The sequence below is a fragment of the Paenibacillus sinensis genome (assembly GCF_019904155.1).
GTDB lineage: Bacteria > Bacillota > Bacilli > Paenibacillales > Paenibacillaceae > Paenibacillus_AQ > Paenibacillus_AQ sinensis.
On record NZ_JAHCMB010000207.1, the window covers coordinates 25,819 to 46,238 of the forward strand.

Below are 20,420 nucleotides of genomic sequence, written 5' to 3' on the forward strand. Positions count from 1 at the left end.
ATTTTCCTCAAGCCGCGTACGACTTCAAGTCACCCCGCAACGTCTCTCCGGCTGAACACCAGCCAGGACAGCGCCAGAAAGACAACGTAGTATACGGCGAGCACTGCGATGGAGAAGCCAAAGGATACGCCGCCCGGCCCCGTATTCGAGAACATATAGCCGCTCAAATTCATATGCGGAAACAGCAAATATTTCGCCCAGGCGTATGTCTCGGGATTAAACAGCGTATTGAAGATATCTTTGGCGAAAATGATAAACAGCGACAATCCGATCGCCAGCCCGCTGGCCCGGAACACGCTGGATACCATAAAGGCGAGCGCAATAGTCAGGAACAGCTCGATATACCGGCAGGCGATGTCCACCAGCATATATTGCTCCATGCTCCATCCCTGCACCGGAGGATTGACGTCCCCGCCTGCCTTAAAGAGAACAAAGCTGGCTGCGAATCCGCAGACCACCAGAAGCACGGTGGACAGCAGACTGAAGAGTATGAGCGATGTGTACTTGGAGAGCAGAATCTTGGAACGGCTCCACGGACGGATCAGCAGCAGCTTGATCGTTCCCCAGGTGAATTCGCCCGCGACCGCATCCGAAGCGATAATAACGCTGAAAATCGTGTTCAGGTAGAACAGGACGCTGATGGTAATCTGGAATACATTCCAGCGGTCCGGCCGGGAAACGGCGTCGGTTGTCGTGTAGACCAGCACCGGCATCAGCACGGCAAGCAGGACAAGCAGAACCAGCATGATCCAGGTGCGGACCCGGCTGTAAATCTTGATATTTTCGTTATGTACGAGCGACAGCCAATTACCCAATGCCTTCACCCCCTGTCATCTGAAGGAACTGATCTTCCAGCGAGACCGTGACTTCCCGGATTCCGAAGACCAGAAGACCTTCACCCACAAGCTTTTGATTCAGTGCCGGGATCTCGTCGTGGGTCGCCGTTACAACGAGTCCCTCTTTCCGGATGTTGCCTCCGATCAGCACCTGTGCGGCCGCCGGTTCGTTCACTTCGAACAGAATCTCCATCTTCCGCGCCTCACCAGCGTCTACGTCCGCCCCTCTGAGTACCCGCACATCAATCAGCCGGCCGTTCTGAATGACCGCTACGGTGTCGCACATCAGCTCCATCTCGGACAGCAGATGGCTGGAGACGAATACGCTCGTCCCCTCCTCCTGACACAGCCGCCGCAAATAATCGCGCAGCTCCCGGATGCCCTGCGGATCAAGACCGTTGGTCGGCTCGTCCAGAATCAGGAGCTTGGGCCGATGCAGCAGAGCCTGAGCGACGCCAAGACGCTGGCGCATGCCCAGAGAATATCGCTTCACCCGGTCGTGAATGCGTTGATTCAGTCCGACAAGCGTCACCACCTCGTCGATCCGCTGCTTCGTCACACCGGGAACCATCCGTGCATATTGCTTCAAGTTCTGATAGCCTGTCAGAAACTTGTACATCTCGGGGTTCTCCACAATGGCGCCGACCTGGGCCACCGCTTCCTCGAAATCATGGCGGATGCTCTTCCCGCCGATCAGAATATCTCCTTTGCTGATGGAGATCAGTCCAACCATCATACGGATGGTCGTCGTCTTGCCCGCGCCGTTGGGGCCGAGAAATCCGAAGACCTGCCCCGCCGGGATATCCAGCGTCAGATCGCTGACCAGCTTCTTGCTGCCGATCGATTTGGATACGCTCAGCAGACGGGCTACCGGCTCGGCAGCCGGGGTAGATAATGTCATGATCGCCCTTCCTTTCAGTAATCCATTTTTTTGAAATAAGGCCCTATGTAGTTAGACGGAGCCCATCTTCCAAACCCTGCAATTTTTTATTATTTTTCCACTCCCGGGAAAAGATAGACGTTATTCTCATACTCTATCCGCTCAAGAGCTTCAAAAAAAGGCGGTGACCCTTAGCTGTTAGAGCTCCGGGCCGCCGCCTTTGTGTTAAACCAACCTATAGTTCATCGCTGTATTGCAGGATCAGCCGCCTACGCGGGCCAGCTCACGCATATTCGCTTCGAATGCGGCCAGCAGAGCTGCTTCTCCGCGAAGACCGGTGTCTTCCGCTTTGCGGATCTGCTCCAGCATCCGCTTGTAGTCCTTAGGAATGACGCGGACGAACTTCGCCAGATTCTGCTGCCAGCCGTCCAGAACGCGTTGACCGACCGTACTGCCGGTCAATTCCGTATGACGAGCGATCATGCCGCGCAGCTCTTCAGCTTCGCTCTGATCTTCGACACGCTCCAGCAGCACCATTTCCAGGTTGCAGCGGCCGACAAACGTATTGTCCGGATCATAGACATATGCGATACCGCCCGACATCCCTGCGGCAAAGTTGCGTCCCGTTTCGCCCAGAACCACGACACGTCCGCCCGTCATGTATTCGCAGCCGTGGTCGCCCACGCCCTCCACGACGACATTGACGCCGGAGTTGCGGACCGCGAAGCGCTCGCCTGCGATGCCGTTAATGTAGGCTTCGCCGCTTGTCGCGCCGTAGAACGCCGTGTTGCCGATAATAATGTTGTCTTCGGCTGCGAAGGTCGCCTTCGGAGACGGCTTGACGATCAGCTTGCCGCCCGACAATCCCTTGCCGACATAGTCGTTGGAGTCGCCTTCGACCTTGATCGTAATGCCCTTCGGCACGAACGCGCCCAAGCTCTGGCCGGCAGAGCCGGTGAAGGTCAGGGAGATCGTGTCGTCCGGCAGACCTGCCGCGCCATATTTGCGGGTCAGCTCGCTGCCGAGAATCGTGCCAACCGCACGGTTGACGTTCGTGATCGGCAGGGACGCCGTTACAGGTGTTCCGTTCTCAAGCGCCGGAGCCGCGAGGGACAGCAGCTTCGAAACGTCGATGGTCTCTTCCAGACCATGGTTCTGATGCTTGCTGTTGTACCGGGTGCTGCCTTCCGGAAGCTCCGGCGTGTGCAGCAGGCTGCTGAGATCGACGCCCTTCTTCTTCCAGTGATACGCTGCCTGAACAGCGTCGAGACAATCCGTGCGTCCTACCATTTCCTGGATCGTACGGAAGCCCAGAGAAGCCATAATCTCGCGCAGATCTTCCGCAACGAAGGTCATGAAGTTCACGACATGCTGCGGGTCGCCGGCGAAGTTCTTGCGAAGCTCCGGATTTTGCGTGGCAACGCCGACCGGACAAGTATCCATCTGGCAGACACGCATCATGATGCAGCCTACAGCCACCAGCGGAGCGGTGGCGAAGCCGTACTCTTCTGCTCCGAGCAGCGCGGCGACGGCGAGGTCGCGGCCGCTGAGCATCTTGCCGTCCGACTCCAGAATGACGCGGTCGCGCAGGTTGTTCAGCATCAGCGTCTGATGCGTTTCGGCCAGACCCAGCTCCCACGGGAGACCGGCATGACGGATGGAGTTCATCGGCGATGCGCCCGTTCCGCCGTCATAACCGCTGACGAGGATTACGTCGGCACGGCCTTTGGCCACACCTGCGGCGATGGTGCCAACGCCAACCTCCGATACCAGCTTCACATTGATATTCGCGCGCGGGTTGGCGTTCTTCAGATCATAGATCAGCTCCGCCAAATCCTCGATCGAGTAAATGTCATGGTGAGGAGGCGGCGAGATCAAGCCTACGCCAGGTGTCGAACCGCGAACCTCGGCAACCCAAGGGTAAACCTTGCGTCCCGGTAGCTGCCCGCCTTCGCCTGGCTTGGCGCCCTGCGCCATCTTGATCTGGATTTCGTCCGCATTCACCAGATAGTTCGACGTTACGCCGAACCGGCCGGATGCAACCTGCTTGATCGAGCTGCGGCGGGAATCGCCATTGGCGTCCGGAATGAAGCGCGCCGGATCTTCGCCGCCCTCGCCGGTGTTGCTCTTGCCGCCGATGCGGTTCATGGCGATTGCCAGTGTCTCATGCGCTTCCTTACTGATGGAGCCGAAGGACATGGCGCCTGTCTTGAAGCGTCTCATGATCGAGCTGGCCGGCTCGACCTCTTCCAGCGGAATCGCTTCTCCGATCGGCTTCAGCTCAAGCAGGGAGCGCAGCGTCTGATGCTTCTTGCTCTCGCCCTGAACAAGCGCCGAGTATTTCTTGTACATTTCATAATCGCCGCTGCGAACCGATTGCTGCAGCAGGTGAATCGTCTGCGGGTTGAACAAATGGTCCTCCCCGTCGCTGCGCCATTGGTATTCACCGCCGGAATCGAGCACTTTGTCCGCGCCGTCCTTATCGGAGAAGGCCCGGAAATGATGAGCCAGCGCCTCGGCAGCCACTTCCTCCAGACCGATGCCGCCGATCCGCGACGGCGTCCAGGTGAAGTAACGGTCCACGAATTCGCTCTTCAGGCCGACCGCTTCAAAGATCTGCGCGCCCCGGTACGACTGGATCGTGGAAATACCCATCTTGGACAGAATCTTCACCACGCTCTTCGTGGCAGCCTTGATGTAGTTCTTGACGGCTTTCTCATGCGAGACGCCTCTCAGCAATCCCTGTGTAATCATATCGTCCAGGCTCTCGAAAGCCAGGTAAGGATTGACTGCGCTCACGCCGTAGCCGAGCAGCAGCGCGTAATGATGGACCTCGCGCGGCTCGCCGGATTCGAGCAGAATCGTAACCTTGGTCCGTGTTCCCTGGCGGATCAGATGATGATGCAGGCTCGAAACGGCCAGCAGTGCCGGAATAGCCGCATTCTCGCGGTCTACACCGCGGTCGGACAGAATCAGAATATTATGGCCCTTGTCGATAACCCGGTCGGCGGCCTCGCTGAGGTTATCCAGCGCCTTGCCGAGACCTTCGGCTCCCAGATCGGCCGGGAACAGAATCGGAATAGTCATCGCCTTGAAGCCTGCACGGCGCACATGGCGGATCTTCGCAAATTCCTCGTTCGACAGAATCGGAGTATGCAGCGCGATCTGTCTACAGCTCTCCGGTTCCGGCTTCAGGAGGTTCCGTTCCGGTCCGATGGTTGTCATCGTCGAGGTGATAAGCTCCTCGCGGATGGCGTCGATCGGCGGATTGGTTACCTGGGCGAACATTTGCTTGAAATAGTTATACAGCCGCTGCGGCCGGTCGGACAGCACCGCGAGCGGAGCGTCATAGCCCATGGAGCCGATCGCCTCGGCGCCGCTGGAAGCCATAGGCTCCAGCACCTTGCGCAGGTCTTCGAACGTGTAGCCAAATGCCTGCTGCAGCTGCTGAACGTTGTCATGCTTCGGATTCGGCAGCTCAGGCGCTTCCGGCAGCTCTTCCAGGCTGATCAGATGCTCGTCAAGCCACTGGCGGTACGGACGCTCCGATGCGATCGCGGCCTTGACCTCCTCGTCGGAGATAATGCGGCCTTCTTTCGTGTCGACCAGCAGCATGCGGCCCGGTCTCAGGCGGTCTTTATACAGAACGTTCTCCGGAGCGATGTCGAGCACGCCCGCTTCGGAAGACAGGATGATCAAATCGTCTTTGGTTACATAATATCGCGATGGACGCAGACCGTTGCGGTCCAGAATGGCGCCGATCTGCACGCCGTCGGTGAAGCCCATGGCGGCGGGCCCGTCCCACGGCTCCATCAAGGTGCTGTGATATTCATAGAAGGCTTTCTTGGTGTCGTCCATGCTGTCGTGGTTGCTCCAAGGCTCCGGCACCATCATCATGGCGACATGCGGCAGGGAGCGTCCGCTTAAATACAGAAACTCGAACGTATTGTCGAACATCCCGGTATCGGAACCGTCCGGGTTGATGATCGGCTTGATCTTCTCCAGATCGCTGCCGAACACGTCGCTCTTGAACAGCGACTGGCGGGCATGCATCCAGTTCACATTACCGCGAAGCGTGTTGATTTCGCCGTTGTGGATCATGAAGCGGTACGGATGCGCGCGCTCCCAGCTCGGGAAGGTGTTCGTACTGAAGCGGGAGTGAACCAGCGCGATCGCGGATTCCAGCTTCTCATTCTGCAGATCTAGGTAGAACTGACCCACCTGCACGGTCGTCAGCATGCCTTTGTAGACGATTTTGCGACAGGACAAGCTTGGCAGATAGAAGGATTCTCCTTCTTCCTCTCCGCCGTAGCGGATCGCGAGTTCCGCGCGCTTGCGGATGATGTACAGCTTGCGTTCAAAGGCCAGATCATCCTGAATGTCCTCGGAGCGGCCGATAAATACCTGGCGCACATACGGCTTGGCGGCCTTCGCCGTCTTGCCCAGCATGTCGTCGTAGGTCGGCACGTCGCGGAAGCCCAGCAGACGCTGTCCTTCTTCAGCAACAATTGCGCTAAGGATGGTTTCATGTTTGGTGCGGATATCTTCATTGTGAGACAAAAAGAGCATGCCGACGCCGTAACGGCCCGCTTCCGGCAGTTCAAAGCCGAGCGCTTTCGCTTCTTCGGAGAAGAAACGGTGCGGAATCTGCAGCATGATTCCCGCTCCGTCGCCGGAATTCGGCTCGCTTCCCTGGCCTCCGCGGTGCTCCATGTTAATAAGCATCGTTAAGGCGTTGCTGACAATCTCATGAGAGGGCTTTCCCTTGATATGGGCGACAAAGCCCATACCGCAGGCGTCTTTCTCGAACTGGGGATCGTAAAGGCCCTGTTTTGGGGGCAGTTCTGTGTGTCTCATCTTACGCAACCTTTCTATAATAAAGTGGGGCATTATTAATAATTATTCAAGGCAGATTGGTTATATTATTTTATCATCGACCTTACATGAGCGCAATTTAAACTTTTTTATTACGCCGATTAACATTGCCTTTTGCGACACAGCTTTAACGAATAAAAGCCTAAATAAACTAAAGCGTGTATATTTATACAACATTAATGAATAAGTACTTATGCAATGAAAACGTTTTACCCATGTTACATTTACCAGTATCTCTTCAGAAAGCGTTTTACTTTTCCTTCAATAACCAAAAAGCACCCCTTTCGGGGCGCTTCTCCAGGCTGTGCGGTATTTCCCGCATTCGCTATTATACAGACAAAACTTGTTCACGATTAGCTTCGGTTTGTGCGGCCCGTCCACGGCTCATGAAGTACAGGAATGTGAGGAACAGGAATACTACGCCGAACGAAATGAGCGTAATGGCGTCGCTCCACATTTTGCTGAAATCACCGGTCGAGATAACCGCTTTGAAGCCTTGCACGCTGTAAGTCATTGGAAGCAGCGGATTGATCGGCTTCATCCAGCTAGGAATCAGCTCCAGCGGGAACGTTCCTGCACTGGTCGTCAGCTGGAAGATCAGAAGGACAATGACTACGAAGCGTCCAGGCTGATCAAGCCAGGTTACAATCGCCTGAATAATCCACATGAATCCCAAACCGGTTATAAAGGTAAACAGGAAGAACAGCGGTACGCTCTGCACTTTCAAGTCGAGGCCATAGAGCAGCAGAAGACTTGCCAGCAGAGATTGCACCAGGCTCATGCCCGAGAACGCCAGAGACCGGCTGATGAAACGGTTGAACCACGAAGCTCCTTCAACAGAGGAGTCACGCAGCGAGATAACGAGGGTACAGATCAGCGCGCCCACGAACAGACCGAGAGACATGAAATAAGGAGAGAAGCCTGTTCCGTAATTCGGAACCTCATTCAATACTTTCGTCTCCATTTGAACCGGCTCTGCGAACATGCTGACCATGGAGTCGGTCTTCTTCACGCTGCTCGTCTGTTCGGCTGCATCTCCAAGCTTGCTTGCCAGTTCAGATGAACCGGATTGAAGGTCTTTGGTTCCGTCCTGCAGTTGTCCTGCGCCGTCAGCCAGCTTCTTCGATCCGTCAGCTACAGACCCGATTCCGCTGTTCAGCTGAGAAACTCCGTTCAGCAGCTTCGAAGTTCCGGCTTCAAGTGCCGCTCCGCCTTGGGCCAGCTTGCTGCCGCCGGCAGCCGCTTCACCAAGCTTCGTGCCAAATTGATTCATGCCCGCAGTCAGCTTGCTGCCTCCGGCTACAAGAGAAGATGCGCCCGTAGCCAGTTGCTTCTGGCCTTGAACGAGCTGCTCTGCGCCGGTGTTCAGCTGCTGAGCCCCGCTATGAAGCTGGTCCACTCCGGCTGCCAGCTGCTGAGAACCGGTGTGCAGCGCCGTCGCGCCTTGCGCCAGCTGCTGTTGGCTTTGCGACAGCTGCTCGCTGCCCTCCGCTACCGCCGCACTGGCTGCGATCAGCTGCTTCACGGCCGGATTTGCCGCAAGCTGCTCATTGGATTGCGCGAGCGCCTGAAGCCCCTGCGCCACGCTCTTCGCGCCTTCGGATACTTTTACACTGCCTGCACTGGAGGCTTTGAGCCCCGATTCAAGCTGTTCACTGCCTTTGACAACGGATTGCGCTCCGCTCTGCAGCTGTGCGCTGCCTTGAACGGCAGACTCCGTTCCGGCTTGCAGCTTCTGAGATCCGGTCAGCGTCTGCTGAAGTCCGGCATTCAGTTTCTTGCCGCCATCGGCTGCTTGCGCTACGCCGTTCTGAAGCTGCTTATGCGCGTCGGACAGCTGCTGAAGCCCGGAAGCCAGAGTGCTGCTTCCACTCTTCAATTGAGCTGCGCCGCTGTTCAGGTCGGATACGCCTTTGCTCAGCGGCTCTACGCCTGCTTGAAGCTTGCCTGCTCCCTCGGTGAGCACGAGCAGATTATCCTTCAGCTTGGCCGCGCCGTCATTCAGCTTCGTTGCGCCGTCGGCCAGCTTCGTTGCGCCATCACTTGCTTCTCCCATTCCGCTGGAAATATCGGTCAGTTTGTCGAATACCGATTCGGTATACGCCTCTGTAACCTTGGCGGAAATTTTGGTTCGGATATCCTTCACAGCCGTGTTGCCGATTTGTCCGGCGAGGAAGTTGTAACCTTCGTTGGGCTCATAAATGATCTGAGCCGGTGTCGGATTATCCTCAAGCAGGGTCGTCGCCTTCTCGGAGAAGTCCCCCGGAACAAGGACAGCCATATAATAAGTATTGTCCTTAAGTCCCGCTTCCGCTGCTTCGCGGCTTACAAAGTTCCATTGAAAACCGTCGGTCTTCTTTAGCTCCTCAACAAGATCGGCGCCAGCGGTGAGCTTGCTTCCCTCATACTCCGCACCCTTGTCTTCGTTGACGACTGCAACGGGCAGTTCATTCATTTTACCGTAGGGGTCCCAAAATGCCTTCAGGAATAATCCGCTGTACAGTACCGGAATGAACAGAACGACCAGAATAGGAATAAAAACCTTCGGCTTTTTGAGAGCCGCACCCACATCCCTAAAAAACACAAATAATGAATTCACTCCGGTTCTCTCCTTTTGTAATTTCTTTCTTCTTTCATACTTTTGCTGCAATAACAACTGACTGTTTTCCCCGTTTGGTCAATCGAGGGGTGAAAAAAGCGCCTCTCGGCACTTGCTGCTTCACGGGCTCGGGTTAATCAATCGCCCTGTGTGGGGACAATTTCGATTCCTTCCGCCAGAAAAAGCCTGAAATACGATTTGATCTCTTCCTTGCTCAGAGGCTCGCGGACTTTGTTCAAATCGGAGACCAGCGTGAAGTACAATCTGAAGAGTACATGAGACACGACTTTGGCGTCACAGCGTTTGATTTCCCCGCGCTCCATCGCCTCGCTCACTTCCTTCTCGATGAAATCCAGAATGACATTCTCGAACCGGTCGAGCCCTTCCTGCGCCTGAGGCGTTCCGAATTCCCGCTGCTCCTGGGAGAGCTTGATGTAGAGCTCCTGTTCCTTCCGGAACCCATCCAGCACGTCCAGCACCCGCAGCAGATTCTCGAAGAACGGCTTGCCCCGCTCAATCGCGCCGGCTGCGATCCGTTTGAATTCCGTCGTCACGTTCCGCACTGTTTCATCGAACAATTCATCCTTGTTGGTGAAGAACGTGTAGATCGTGCCTTTGCCGACATTGGCGATTTTGGCTACCTGGTCCATCGTGGTCGCTTTGTATCCAAAGAATGAGAAGGATTTCGCCGCTGCCTGAAGCACCTGCTGCCTTCGATCCACCACTGCCATCATTCGCACTTCCTTTCTTCATTATTCAACAACTATGGACTAGAATTGACTGATTGACTAAATTTCATTTCCGGTCATTCGGTCAATTACTAATGTATCACTTTGCCCACACATTTGCAATACTCCCTGAAATGTTTTTATTTTTTAGTTTTTGCAGTGTTTTAACTTTCTATTTACGTCTTATTTGTATAATGTGAAAAGAGCACAGAATCTTTGGACAAAATTGGCGTATAGTGGATGTAACAGAATTTGCACTTCTATTGATACGGAAAGTAGCGGGTGAAATTATGCGAAAGAAAAGAGTACTGCTGTTCTCGGAAGGCTTCGGCACCGGTCATACAGGAGCAGCCTACGCTCTGGCCGAAGGAATCAAGCGCCTTAATCCGGAGGTCCAGTGCCGGGTCATCGAGTTGGGCAAATTCCTGAACCCGACGGTGGCTCCCTGGATTCTTTCCGCCTACCGCAAGACCGTCAGCAGTCAGCCGAAACTGGTTGGCATGCTGTACAAGACGCAGTATGACAGATCTCTCAACCGGTTCACCAGACTTGCGCTGCACCGGGTCTTTTATAATCATGCACGGCAGGTTATCGAGCAGCTGAAGCCCGATCTTATTATATGCACGCATCCCCTTCCGGCCGCCGTTGTCGCCCGGCTGAAAGCCCAGGGGCTGGAAGTGCCGCTGTATACCCTCATTACGGATTACGACGCGCACGGCAGTTGGGTCAACGATGAGGTGAACCGTTACCTCGTCTCCACCTCAAGAGTCAAAGCGATCCTGACGGGACGCGACATCCCGGATAGCAAAATCACCGTGACAGGCATACCCGTCCATCCGAAATTTTGGGAACGGTCGAGCCGGGAGACGCTGCGCCAGGAGCTGGGGCTCAAGAGCCTCCCTGCCGTACTGGTTATGGGAGGCGGCTGGGGTCTTATGTTCAGTGAGGAAATCATCGACGCCCTGACCGCCAAGATCGACAAGATCCAGTTGATCTTCTGCATGGGCAGCAATGAGAAGCTGGCGGAGAAGCTGCGCCATGATCCCCGGCTGCATCATCCGAACGTGAAGATTCTGGGCTTCACGAATGATGTCGACAAGCTGATGGACGCCGCCGATCTGCTCATTACGAAGCCCGGCGGAATGACCTGCACGGAGGCGCTGGCCAAGGGCATTCCGATGCTCTTCTATCAAGCGATCCCCGGCCAGGAAGAGAAGAATTGCCAGTACTTCGTGGAACTGGGACTGGCCGAGGTGCTGGACTCCGAGGCTGTCATCGATAGCTGGTTCCAGCGTCTGAACCGGGAATACGCGGAGCTTGAGGAGCAGCGGCGACACCGGCTGTCTCCAGACCGTTACCAGCCCCGCGGCTGTGCGGCCGCCGTGCTGGAAATGCTGGGCAAGGCCGACGGCCTCGCCGGCCTTCGGGGAGCGCGGGCTCAGACTATTCCTGACGATGCCGTGTGTGTGACGCCCTGAGCGAAGACATGATGCTGCTTGCATCGCATAAACAAGTGAAAGGACGAACCGTTATCAGACGGCTCGTCCTTTTTTTGCCCAAGACGGGATTATGGGCTCTACCAAGCTGTCAGCATGTCCCCGATCGGCAGCGCCGCTGCATCGATGGCATGGCGTTCTCCGATAAGCTCATGTTACTGAAGAGAGCCGTGTCTCCCGCATAGTGCAGCGTCTTTCTCCAAGAGTCAGCAAATTGCCTGCGGGCTCGCCAGAATAGGTCCACTTATCCCCTCCTTTGACCGAAGAAGAATACGAAGAGAAATTAACGGTTAGCGGTAAAAGCTGTGATTGCCGATTTTTTTGGTGAATGTCTGCGAATGATGTACCGTCAAATCCTGCGCCAGCTTAAGCGACAGGAAATAATAGGTGTCGTCGCTTACGGCCTTCGTTCCGGACAGCGCGGCAGAAACCGCCTTGACGGTGTCGGCATTCGGACGCACCCGTTTCAGCCTGCCGTTAGCGACCGGACTGAATTGATGTTTCTGGTATACCACATCTCGGATCGATTTGGGGAAATTGGCTGACCGCAGCCGGTTCAGAACAACGTTGGCGACTGCCACCTTGCCCTCGTACGGTTCGCCTTCCGCCTCTGCCATGACAATTTTCTGCAGCAGAAGCACCTCTTCTTTGGATACCGTATAGCTCCGGGTCGCTTGGGAGCGCTCATCCCGGTTTAACAGCTTGGTCCGCGAGAAGTATAGGATTATGGGGGGAGATTTCGGTAGTACGGCTTTCTTCACCTTGGGTTGAACGCCCTGCACCTTGATTGGCGCTGTCCCCTGCTTCACCGTCTGAGCGCTCCCGGTCACCTTGACATGTACAACAGCTATCTTGGGGGCCGGTTCGCTGGCGGATATCCGGATCATGCGTCCGGGGTCCAGCATATGCAGAACCGGAGCGGCCTTCCAGGCAGCGGGCGACACGGGAAATCCGGCGGGCAGGGACTTATACAGACGGCTGGCAAGATTTGGTGTATTGGCAGACGCGGTCCCTGATACAGCTATGCGGGAGACATTTTCCCGGGAACCGGCGTTAGCTTCGCCCAGAGACGCTGCGGAAGTCAACGTGAGTGTCCGTCTCAATTCTCCCAGCGGCGCTTTATCTCTCTCCCTATCCTGGCCCAGCATGGGCATCATCAATATAATTGCAGAGCAGCACGCCAAAATAACGCCGAAAAGCGGCATCATCCAGCGGTTTTGTCTAAAAAATACAGGCATGTCAGTCCTCCTAAATATGCGGCACATTCCTACTTAATGTAACCGAAAATGGGAGGTTTGAACACTTTTCTACCCCTTTTTTTTAAAAAAACACCAAAAACCGCCCTAATCCGACCTAAAATCGGAAGGTTTCCACCACTTCGTACATCGGCTGATTGTGCATCCGGGTCGCAAACAGCACCCACTCCTCCACCTTCCAGGACATGCGGAACAATTCATGATCTGACCACACTCCCAGCTTGCCCGAATGAAAGGGCTCCGTCCCCCGGTAACGGCGGGCCAGTGTAACATGGGGCGAATACGGGCGGTTCTCCGCACGGAAACCCAGCGGCGCCGTCTTTCCGGTAATCCGCGCATACAGCTCCCGCAGGGCGATCTTGTCTCCCCCGACGCCTGCCCACAGCACCCGCGGCGCCTCCGGCGGGCCAAAGATGCCAGGCTCCCGAAGTGTCAAGGTGAACGGCTCGATCCTCTCAGAAGCTTGTCTCAGGGAGGCGGTAAGCGCCGGTATATCGAGGATGGGCGTATCGCCCAGAAATTGGAGCGTAATATGATAATCCTCCGCATGCGTCCATTTGGCGAAAGGCAGCTCGGCTGACATGGCTCTGCACAGCTCCCCGGCTCTGCTCCGGATATCCGGAGACAGTCTGACCGCCGTGAACAGTCTCTCTGAGGACGGAGGTTGTCCGGCCCGCTGATTATCATTCATCATTCGTCATTTCACCTTTCTCTACCGATTTGTTATCCTTGTAGAATACGATGTAACAGGAGGGAACCATAATGACAAAATCGATCGTATGTCTTCAAGCGTTGACTGCTGAACAGAGAGAGGCGGTCATTCAGGCTTCGCCGGGCTACACGTTCATCCAGAGCGAGGCGAAGAACCCCGATATAGCCGCCCTTGCCGAGGCGGAGATCGTCATCGGCTGGGCGAACGGCATCTCGGACACGCTCCTCCGTGAGGGAGGGCCGCTGCGCTGGGTTCAGACCTGGTCGGCCGGGGTGGACACGATGCCGCTTCAGGCGCTAGCGGAACGGAACATCTGTCTGACGAACGCCAGCGGCGTTCATTCCAAGCCCATCGCGCAGGTAATCTTCGGGTTCATTCTCATCTTTGCGCGAAATTTCCACAAGGCAATCCGCAACCAGGAACACCGGTTATGGGTAAGCAGGGACGGCATGGAATCGACCGAGCTGACGGGCAGGACGGCCGTCATCGTCGGCACAGGCGAAATCGGAAGCGAAACCGCCCGCATCGCCAAGGCGTTCGACATGCGGACTGTCGGCGTTCGCACCAGCGGAGAACCGCTGCCCGGCTTTGACGAGATGTTCGAATCCGCAAGGCTCAAGGAAGCCGTGAGCGCCGGGGATTATGTGATCAATACGCTGCCGCTGACCGACGACACCCATCATCTGTTTGGCGCCTCCGTTTTTTCTTCCTTTAAAGAGGACTCCTGCTATATCAATATCGGGCGCGGCGGAACCACCGATACGGAAGCTCTGATCCAAGCCCTGAACGAAGGCAAGCTGCGCGGAGCCGGTCTTGACGTATTCGAGACTGAGCCGCTGCCAATCGATCATCCCCTGTGGGGAATGGAGCAAGTCGTCATATCGCCTCATGTCGCCGGTGCCACCGACCACTACGCCGACCGGGTTGTCGCTATTTTTGCCGAGAACATGAAATCCTATTTATCCTCCGGCCGCCCTTCGAGAAACTTGGTCAATTATGCCCGGCAATACTAGGTACACAGCCACAGGGAGCGCCGGAAGCTTCCCTTGGACACGATGCAGCCGCCTATAACCGCAAATCCCGCCCGTGCGATCTCCTCCTCCAGCGACTCCGTGGAGATGATGACCGCACGGGCGGTTAGTCTGCGCAGGGCGGCCAGCATTTCAGCCGTATCCTCCTTGGGCAGGACGGAGCACAGATTATACGGCATATCCAGCACAGCCGCGTCATAGAAGCCGTCCAGTTCCCGCATATCTCCGAGCTTCACAATTTCCTCACTATAGCCGAAATGGCGGAGATTCCCCTTGGCCCCCCGGATGGCAAGAGGATTCAGATCACAGCCAGCCATGTCGATACCCATGGACAATCCTTCGATCAGCACGCTTCCCATGCCGCAGCAGGGGTCGAGAACTTTAATCCCCAGCGGTCTTGGAGCCGCAATGTTGACCGCCGATCTCGCAAGCGCCACCCCAAGGCCGGTCGAGTAATTATGCGGCTTATTTTTACGTGCCTGCCAGCCGCGGTCACTCTCCGTATACGATCCGAACCATAATCTTCCTTCATGAATGGCGATTCCGTATATCCGGCCGGGGTTCTTCATATCGGCTCGTCCCGTCATCCGCGCGCCCACAATCCGCTCAAGCCTGCGGTGTTCGTCGTAAGTGCCCTCCACTTCACGGGGGCAGAACACCTTGAATGTCTCTCCTTCCGCAAAAGGTATCCCTGCGGCATATTCGGCAATGTCGTCCAGTGAATCCGATACCACCAGGACATCAATCCTTCCGGTCAGAAAGGGGCTGCGGCCGGGGTCGATCTTCTCCGGGGTAATAACGAGCCCAGTTCCAAGCCTCTCGCCCTGAAGCAGTACATTCATTTCCAACTCGCATAACTCGCTTTCGCTCTCATGACTCCGGTACATATAGAGATAAGCTGCCGGTTTATCGTCCATCGGGTAATCCCGCCTCTGCAAGCATATATAATGAAAGAATAAAAGGAAGCAGTCGATGCCGCTTCCTCCCATTATACCCGATCCTATACTTGAAAGCGGGACACCGACTGCTCCAGCTCGTCCGACAGAGTCTTCAGACGTTCGATCCCTACGGCCACCTCGCCGTTCGTGTGAACCTGCTCGGCGGCTGAAGCCGAGGTTTCCTCCACCGCGGCGGCCGACTGTTGGGACAGCTCAGCTGTCCGCAGACTAAACCGGCGCATGTCGTCACTGGTCTTCCGCATCATCTGAAGTTCTTCGGAGACGGAAGCGATCGTCTCGGCCATAACGCCGACGGATGATGTCATATCGGTCAGCGCCTCCCGCGTCTTGTCGATCCGGCGTCTGCCTTCTGCCGTCTGTTCCACGCCTTGACGCAGACTGTCTGCCACTGAAATCGAATCGGTATGTATAGCCTGTGTAATCGCCGTAATTTCGCCCACAATATGCTGCACCTGTTCCGACAGCCGGCGGACTTCATCGGCCACAACCGCAAAGCCTCTTCCATGCTCTCCCGCCCTCGCCGCTTCGATGGCCGCATTAATGGCCAGAAGATGCGTCTGCTCCGATATGCTGGAGATCGATCCTACCAAGGCGTAAATCCCCTCATTCCGCCCGATCAGCGACTCCACCATCTTCATTGATTCCGACACCGCTTCGGCCAGCTCGCTCATCTGAGTGACGGAACGCGCCATCCGTTCGCTGCCCGTATCCCCCTTCGCCATAACCTGGCGCGAAACTTCGGCCAGTTGCTCGCCCTTGGCGGCCGCCTCTTCAATCAAAGCGTTGAGACTGTCCACAGCGCTCGCGGCGTCGGACGCCGCATCTGCCTGCCCGCCGGTGGCGTCCGCCAGCTCCTCCATCGTCGCAGCAATTTGCCTGCCGCCCTCCCGGGCTTCCAGTGTGGAGACGCCCAGCTGAACGCTCTGCTCGCCAATAGTTCCGGATACGCTGCGAATCCGGGTTACTATATCCAGCAGCGCCGCATTCATGCCGCTAACCGTGTCAGCCAGCACACCGATCTCATCCCGGCTTCGGACCTTCAGCGGCTCCTCTTTCAGCTCGCCTTCGGCGATCCGCTTCAGCCGGCCGGTCACCCGGCCAATCGGAGAGGTAATCGCCCGGTGGACGAGGATATTCATTAGCAATGTTAGCAGCAAGACGATCACGACCGATACCATGACGACGCTTCGGGCGCTGCTAAAGATGTCACCGGATAATCCCTCTTTCATGACCGCTTCCGCTTTCTTCTGCTGAACCAGCTCATCCAGCGTCTTCTGCATGGCGTTAAAGGCCGTTATCCCTTTGGCGGATACCTCCTGAGCCAGCTCCTCGTCCTGCTGCGTACTCAGCTTCAGCGCCTGATCATTAATCCGCATAAATTCATCCCACTGGCTGGACAGAGCCTTAAGATGATCAAGCTCCGGCCCGCTGACGCCCTTCTCATAGCCTGCACGGGCCTGGGCGAACTTGCGGATATAACTGTCGCGCTCCTCCGATAGCTGCTGCTTGGCGGATTGATCTTCATTCTGAAAATGCTGAAGACTGACCGACATAATATGCTCGGTGTAAAAGCTCATATCGTAAAGTTGTTCGAGCGCGGGCAATGTCATCCGGGTGATGTCCTCCGTGTTCTTCTGCATGCCGTTCATCTGATAGAGGGAAATCACCCCCGTTAACAGCACGAACAGGCCAATCCCCGCGAAACAGATGGCCATTTTGACTCGCAGCTTGCCCAGTAGGTTCAACTTCCGAAGACGAAGCCTTTTGAAGCTCTTTTGCATAAATGCTGCCCCCATTTTGGAAATTTCTGAAATTTAACCATCATTTTCATGAAAAAACGCAAAAAAGTAGCTCTCCCTACCTATAACGGCAGGAAAAGCCCAAAAATGAAGATTTATATTTCGAACCGTTCTTCAATCCAGGTCATAAATCGAACCGACCTTGAGACCAAAGAGTTCATTATAGATTTTCTCGGCAAAAGCATCCGTCATCCCGGCAATATAGTCGATGACCATATGCTCCCAGGTCCAGATCGGCTGCGCCTTCCGCTGGTCCTTCTCGAACCGCTGCAGCCAGTCGGTCGGGATAATCGCTTTGGACGTTTCCGGGTCCAGAAAGGCTCCCCACAGCTTGCGGACAATCCACTCGCTGCGCTTCTGTAGGCGCTGGACGCGAAGATCGCGGATCATCGTCACCCAGGCGAAGCTCTTCAGCACGCTGACTGTCCGGAGCAGGTCCTCGTCTTCCCTGCCTTCCTTGACAAAGGTAACCTTCTTCCAGTCTCCGTCCGGGATGACGCCCAGGCTGCCGACAAAGGTGCTTACCCAATACGCTTTGACCTCGCGGCGCGTCCGGGAGTAGTCATTCTCACAGGTCGGCATCTTCTCCTTCCAGATGCTCAGGAACGAATTCAGCACATCCTCCACCTTCGGACGAATGGCCGCCTCATCCCAGCCATCCCAGAAGAAATCCTCCAGCGTCATGATCTTCTCGACGATAAGCCGCAGAATATAAGGGTCATGCATAAAAAATTCATGCACCTCGATCTTCCCGGCCTTGATGCCGTCCTCCAAATCATGCGCGGAGTATGCGATGTCATCGCACAGGTCCATCAGCTGGGCTTCGAGCGTTTTTTTGCCTGGAGGGATACGCCACTCTGAGCGGATGTGGGAGATGTAATCCCATTCATGCTGATACATGCCCTTCTTGAGCACCGTACCGGGGAACGGATACTTATTGATACCTAGCAGAACAGCGTCCGACAGATTCAGGCCGTCGATATTCTCCCGTTTCTCCAGGAACATAATGAGCCGGAAGTTATGGGCGTTGCCTTCAAAATGCTCGTATTTGCCGCGCATTTCATTGTAGATTTCCAGTTTGCGGGCGGGGTCGGCCCCCGTAACCCGGGCTCTCTCGGAGGTCTTCTCTTCAATCAGGCTGTCAAGAATTCCATCGAGCACCTCTTCCCCTTTATGTCCAAAAGGAGGATGGCCGAAGTCATGGGCGATCGCCGCGCATTCGACCACCTCCGGATCAAGGACAAGCCCCGGGTTGTCCGCTCTCTCCATCCCCACCTCAGGATAGGAGCGCAGCAGACTCCTGGCCGCCTCCCGGGCGATCTGCGCCACTTCCAGCGAATGGGTCAGCCGTGTCCGGTAATAGTCTCCGGTTCCCGCGCCGAACACTTGTGACTTCCCTTGCAGCCTGCGGAAGGTCGGCGAATGAATCAGACGGGAGTAATCCCGTTCATATGCGGCACGCGACGTTTCCTGGCGGGTAATTTCCGGATATTGTCGGTGTTCTCTTAGATCGATGAGGTTCATATCCTCCCACCCTTTCTCTTGTCATCCCTCATTCTTGCTATTTAGTACTTCATTATATATGAATCGGCCGGGATAATGAACCTGCTCGCCAAAAGAGATTTCAGCCTGCCGTTCCCTGCTCTATCCCTTAATTTCCCTTGTACCTCCAAATCTATTATAGTAAAATTGAGTATATTTTATATCCTGAAACATCATGATCCACACATATAGATGATTCCTCACCCTACCATGGAAAGGAGAGTTTTCTATGAAGCTCAGCGCAAGAAATCAGTTGGAGGGCACAGTGACCCTTGTTAAGGCGGGTCCGATCAATGCAGAGGTTGTCATCGATGCCGGCGGACAGACCATCACCTCCATTATTTCTCTGGATGCTCTTGAAGAACTCGAAATCAAGGAAGGCTCCAAGGTTACCGCTCTGTTCAAAGCCTCTTCCGTACTGCTGATGGCCTGATCACCGGCAGCGCATTTCAAGAAATTGCAAAGAAGATCCGGACATGCGGTGTTTGGTTCAACCGCGTCCGGTTCTTTTTTTATACGATTACCAATAGACCCGAGGACCCAGCCGGTTCAAATTCGCCTTCCTTTCCTCGATTCATCCGACGATCCTGAATTGCTTCCCGGCACAAAATAAGGTAGTCTGTTACTAATGATCAAGTGCGGGCGGCTGAGAAATCAGCCGACGATCTAGGAGGCTTCATGGAAATGTCCGATAATACATCTTATACAACGGAAGAAGTTGCCCAACTTCTTAAAATATCGAAATTAAAGGTCTATGACCTGATTAAAAAAGGGGAGCTCTCTTCCTATCGGGTCGGCAAGCAAATGCGCGTAGACTCATCGGATATTGAATTGTACAAGCAGCAGTCCAGAGAGAACAGCGGACGGCAGGCTTATACTCCGCCGACCCTCGTTCCGGCCTACACGCCAGTCCCTGCTCCGGCTCCTTTACGGTCTACAGCTCGGGATATCGTCATTACAGGGCAGGATATCAGCCTGGACATCCTTGCCCAGCATCTGGAGAAGCATTCGTCATCCCTCCGCCCCCTGCGTTCCTATGCCGGCAGTCTGGACAGCCTGATCTCCATGTACCGCGGCGAATCGGATATCGTCAGTACCCATCTGCTGGACGGAGACACGGGCGAATATAATATTCCGTATATCCGCAAGCTGCTCGTCGGCTCCAGCTACATGGTCGTTCGCCTGCTTGGACGCGAAGCCGGTCTTTATGTCAGAAGGGGCAACCCCAAGAGACTGTCATCCTGGAAGGATCTTGATCAACCGGATCTGAGACTGGTCAATCGGGAACGCGGCTCGGGTGCCCGTGTGCTTCTGGACGAACAGCTCCGGCTGAACGGAATCAAGGCGTCCCGGATCGAGGGATATGCGAATGAGGAAATCAGCCATCTAACGGTTGCCGGCAAGGTCGCCCGAGGCGAGGCAGACGTCGGCATCGGCAATGAGAAGTCGGCGCGCATGGTCGACGGTGTCGATTTCATACCTTTGATTCATGAAAAGTATGATCTTGTCATGCTGAAGCGGCCCGAGAATCAGGAGTGGATCTCCGCCTTGCTGGAAATCTGCCGTTCCAAAGCGCTGCATGACGAGCTCGGTTCTCTATACGGCTACGACTTGACCGAAACCGGCACCATCATCTATGAAACCTAAGGCTTCTCACAACTTAGCCCTCCCAAATCCGCAGAAATCACGGATTCGGGAGGGCTATTT

At 55.4% G+C, this 20,420-nt stretch carries 14 protein-coding genes; 4 read left to right on the forward strand and 10 right to left on the reverse strand.

The window, feature by feature from the left end:
* Positions 1 to 29: 29 nt before the first annotated feature.
* From KIH86_RS25630 to KIH86_RS25650, 5 genes are all read right to left on the reverse strand, one after another.
* On the reverse strand, positions 30 to 815 hold the full coding sequence (locus tag KIH86_RS25630) for an ABC transporter permease (RefSeq protein WP_223085988.1): 786 nt from the start codon (positions 813 to 815) through the stop codon (positions 30 to 32).
* Positions 808 to 1,737: an ABC transporter ATP-binding protein gene (locus tag KIH86_RS25635; RefSeq protein ID WP_223085989.1), complete on the reverse strand. Its 930-nt coding sequence runs from the start codon at positions 1,735 to 1,737 to the stop codon at positions 808 to 810. Before KIH86_RS25635 ends, KIH86_RS25630 begins: the two co-directional genes overlap by 8 nt.
* Positions 1,738 to 1,977: 240 nt before the next feature.
* On the reverse strand, positions 1,978 to 6,573 hold the full coding sequence (gltB, locus tag KIH86_RS25640) for a glutamate synthase large subunit (RefSeq protein ID WP_223085990.1): 4,596 nt from the start codon (positions 6,571 to 6,573) through the stop codon (positions 1,978 to 1,980).
* 346 nt (positions 6,574 to 6,919) lie between these two features.
* Positions 6,920 to 9,190, reverse strand: coding sequence for a YhgE/Pip domain-containing protein (locus KIH86_RS25645; protein ID WP_223085991.1), 2,271 nt, complete (start codon positions 9,188 to 9,190; stop codon positions 6,920 to 6,922).
* 137 nt (positions 9,191 to 9,327) lie between these two features.
* Entirely contained in the window at positions 9,328 to 9,921 is a 594-nt protein-coding gene (locus tag KIH86_RS25650; protein WP_223085992.1) for a TetR/AcrR family transcriptional regulator, read from the reverse strand.
* 287 nt (positions 9,922 to 10,208) lie between these two features.
* On the opposite strand from KIH86_RS25650, the gene KIH86_RS25655 reads away from it, so the two are divergent.
* Positions 10,209 to 11,396, forward strand: coding sequence for an MGDG synthase family glycosyltransferase (locus KIH86_RS25655; RefSeq protein WP_223085993.1), 1,188 nt, complete (start codon positions 10,209 to 10,211; stop codon positions 11,394 to 11,396).
* A 308-nt stretch (positions 11,397 to 11,704) separates the two neighbouring features.
* Here the strand turns inward: KIH86_RS25655 and KIH86_RS29680 are convergent, their stop codons facing one another.
* Complete coding sequence (locus KIH86_RS29680; protein ID WP_235775604.1) at positions 11,705 to 12,652, reverse strand: cell wall hydrolase; 948 nt, start codon at positions 12,650 to 12,652, stop codon at positions 11,705 to 11,707.
* Between the two features lie 115 nt (positions 12,653 to 12,767).
* Positions 12,768 to 13,364: an RNA 2',3'-cyclic phosphodiesterase gene (thpR, locus tag KIH86_RS25665; RefSeq protein ID WP_223085994.1), complete on the reverse strand. Its 597-nt coding sequence runs from the start codon at positions 13,362 to 13,364 to the stop codon at positions 12,768 to 12,770.
* A gap of 68 nt (positions 13,365 to 13,432) precedes the next feature.
* Here thpR and KIH86_RS25670 point away from each other — a divergent pair, with 68 nt between their 5' ends.
* Entirely contained in the window at positions 13,433 to 14,395 is a 963-nt protein-coding gene (locus tag KIH86_RS25670) for a D-2-hydroxyacid dehydrogenase (RefSeq protein WP_223085995.1), read from the forward strand.
* On the opposite strand, the gene KIH86_RS25675 is transcribed toward KIH86_RS25670, so the two are convergent.
* The 3 genes from KIH86_RS25675 to KIH86_RS25685 form a co-directional block, all read right to left on the reverse strand.
* The gene (locus KIH86_RS25675) at positions 14,392 to 15,330 is read right to left on the reverse strand and encodes an RNA methyltransferase (RefSeq protein ID WP_223085996.1); all 939 of its coding nucleotides are present in this window, start codon (positions 15,328 to 15,330) and stop codon (positions 14,392 to 14,394) included. The genes KIH86_RS25670 and KIH86_RS25675 overlap by 4 nt on opposite strands.
* A gap of 83 nt (positions 15,331 to 15,413) precedes the next feature.
* The gene (locus KIH86_RS25680) at positions 15,414 to 17,168 is read right to left on the reverse strand and encodes a methyl-accepting chemotaxis protein (protein ID WP_322098671.1); all 1,755 of its coding nucleotides are present in this window, start codon (positions 17,166 to 17,168) and stop codon (positions 15,414 to 15,416) included.
* 117 nt (positions 17,169 to 17,285) lie between these two features.
* The gene (locus KIH86_RS25685) at positions 17,286 to 18,695 is read right to left on the reverse strand and encodes a deoxyguanosinetriphosphate triphosphohydrolase family protein (RefSeq protein ID WP_223085998.1); all 1,410 of its coding nucleotides are present in this window, start codon (positions 18,693 to 18,695) and stop codon (positions 17,286 to 17,288) included.
* Positions 18,696 to 18,942: 247 nt separating this feature from the next.
* Between KIH86_RS25685 and KIH86_RS25690 the strand changes: the two genes are divergently transcribed.
* Together KIH86_RS25690 and KIH86_RS25695 are read left to right on the forward strand one after the other, a co-directional pair.
* Positions 18,943 to 19,146, forward strand: coding sequence for a TOBE domain-containing protein (locus KIH86_RS25690; protein ID WP_223085999.1), 204 nt, complete (start codon positions 18,943 to 18,945; stop codon positions 19,144 to 19,146).
* A gap of 251 nt (positions 19,147 to 19,397) precedes the next feature.
* Positions 19,398 to 20,360: a helix-turn-helix transcriptional regulator gene (locus KIH86_RS25695; protein WP_223086000.1), complete on the forward strand. Its 963-nt coding sequence runs from the start codon at positions 19,398 to 19,400 to the stop codon at positions 20,358 to 20,360.
* Positions 20,361 to 20,420: the final 60 nt, after the last annotated feature.

What these genes read in the sequence shown, in the direction of transcription:
- KIH86_RS25670 (WP_223085995.1), top strand. Translation starts at nt 13,433, where the DNA reads ATGACAAAATCGATCGTATGTCTTCAAGCGTTGACTGCTGAACAGAGA.
- gltB (WP_223085990.1), bottom strand. Translation starts at nt 6,573, where the DNA reads ATGAGACACACAGAACTGCCCCCAAAACAGGGCCTTTACGATCCCCAG.
- KIH86_RS25655 (WP_223085993.1), top strand. Translation starts at nt 10,209, where the DNA reads ATGCGAAAGAAAAGAGTACTGCTGTTCTCGGAAGGCTTCGGCACCGGT.
- KIH86_RS25695 (WP_223086000.1), top strand. Translation starts at nt 19,398, where the DNA reads ATGTCCGATAATACATCTTATACAACGGAAGAAGTTGCCCAACTTCTT.
- thpR (WP_223085994.1), bottom strand. Translation starts at nt 13,364, where the DNA reads ATGATGAATGATAATCAGCGGGCCGGACAACCTCCGTCCTCAGAGAGA.
- KIH86_RS25650 (WP_223085992.1), bottom strand. Translation starts at nt 9,921, where the DNA reads ATGGCAGTGGTGGATCGAAGGCAGCAGGTGCTTCAGGCAGCGGCGAAA.
- KIH86_RS25675 (WP_223085996.1), bottom strand. Translation starts at nt 15,330, where the DNA reads ATGGACGATAAACCGGCAGCTTATCTCTATATGTACCGGAGTCATGAG.
- KIH86_RS29680 (WP_235775604.1), bottom strand. Translation starts at nt 12,652, where the DNA reads ATGCCTGTATTTTTTAGACAAAACCGCTGGATGATGCCGCTTTTCGGC.
- KIH86_RS25635 (WP_223085989.1), bottom strand. Translation starts at nt 1,737, where the DNA reads ATGACATTATCTACCCCGGCTGCCGAGCCGGTAGCCCGTCTGCTGAGC.
- KIH86_RS25685 (WP_223085998.1), bottom strand. Translation starts at nt 18,695, where the DNA reads ATGAACCTCATCGATCTAAGAGAACACCGACAATATCCGGAAATTACC.
- KIH86_RS25690 (WP_223085999.1), top strand. Translation starts at nt 18,943, where the DNA reads ATGAAGCTCAGCGCAAGAAATCAGTTGGAGGGCACAGTGACCCTTGTT.
- KIH86_RS25680 (WP_322098671.1), bottom strand. Translation starts at nt 17,168, where the DNA reads ATGGGGGCAGCATTTATGCAAAAGAGCTTCAAAAGGCTTCGTCTTCGG.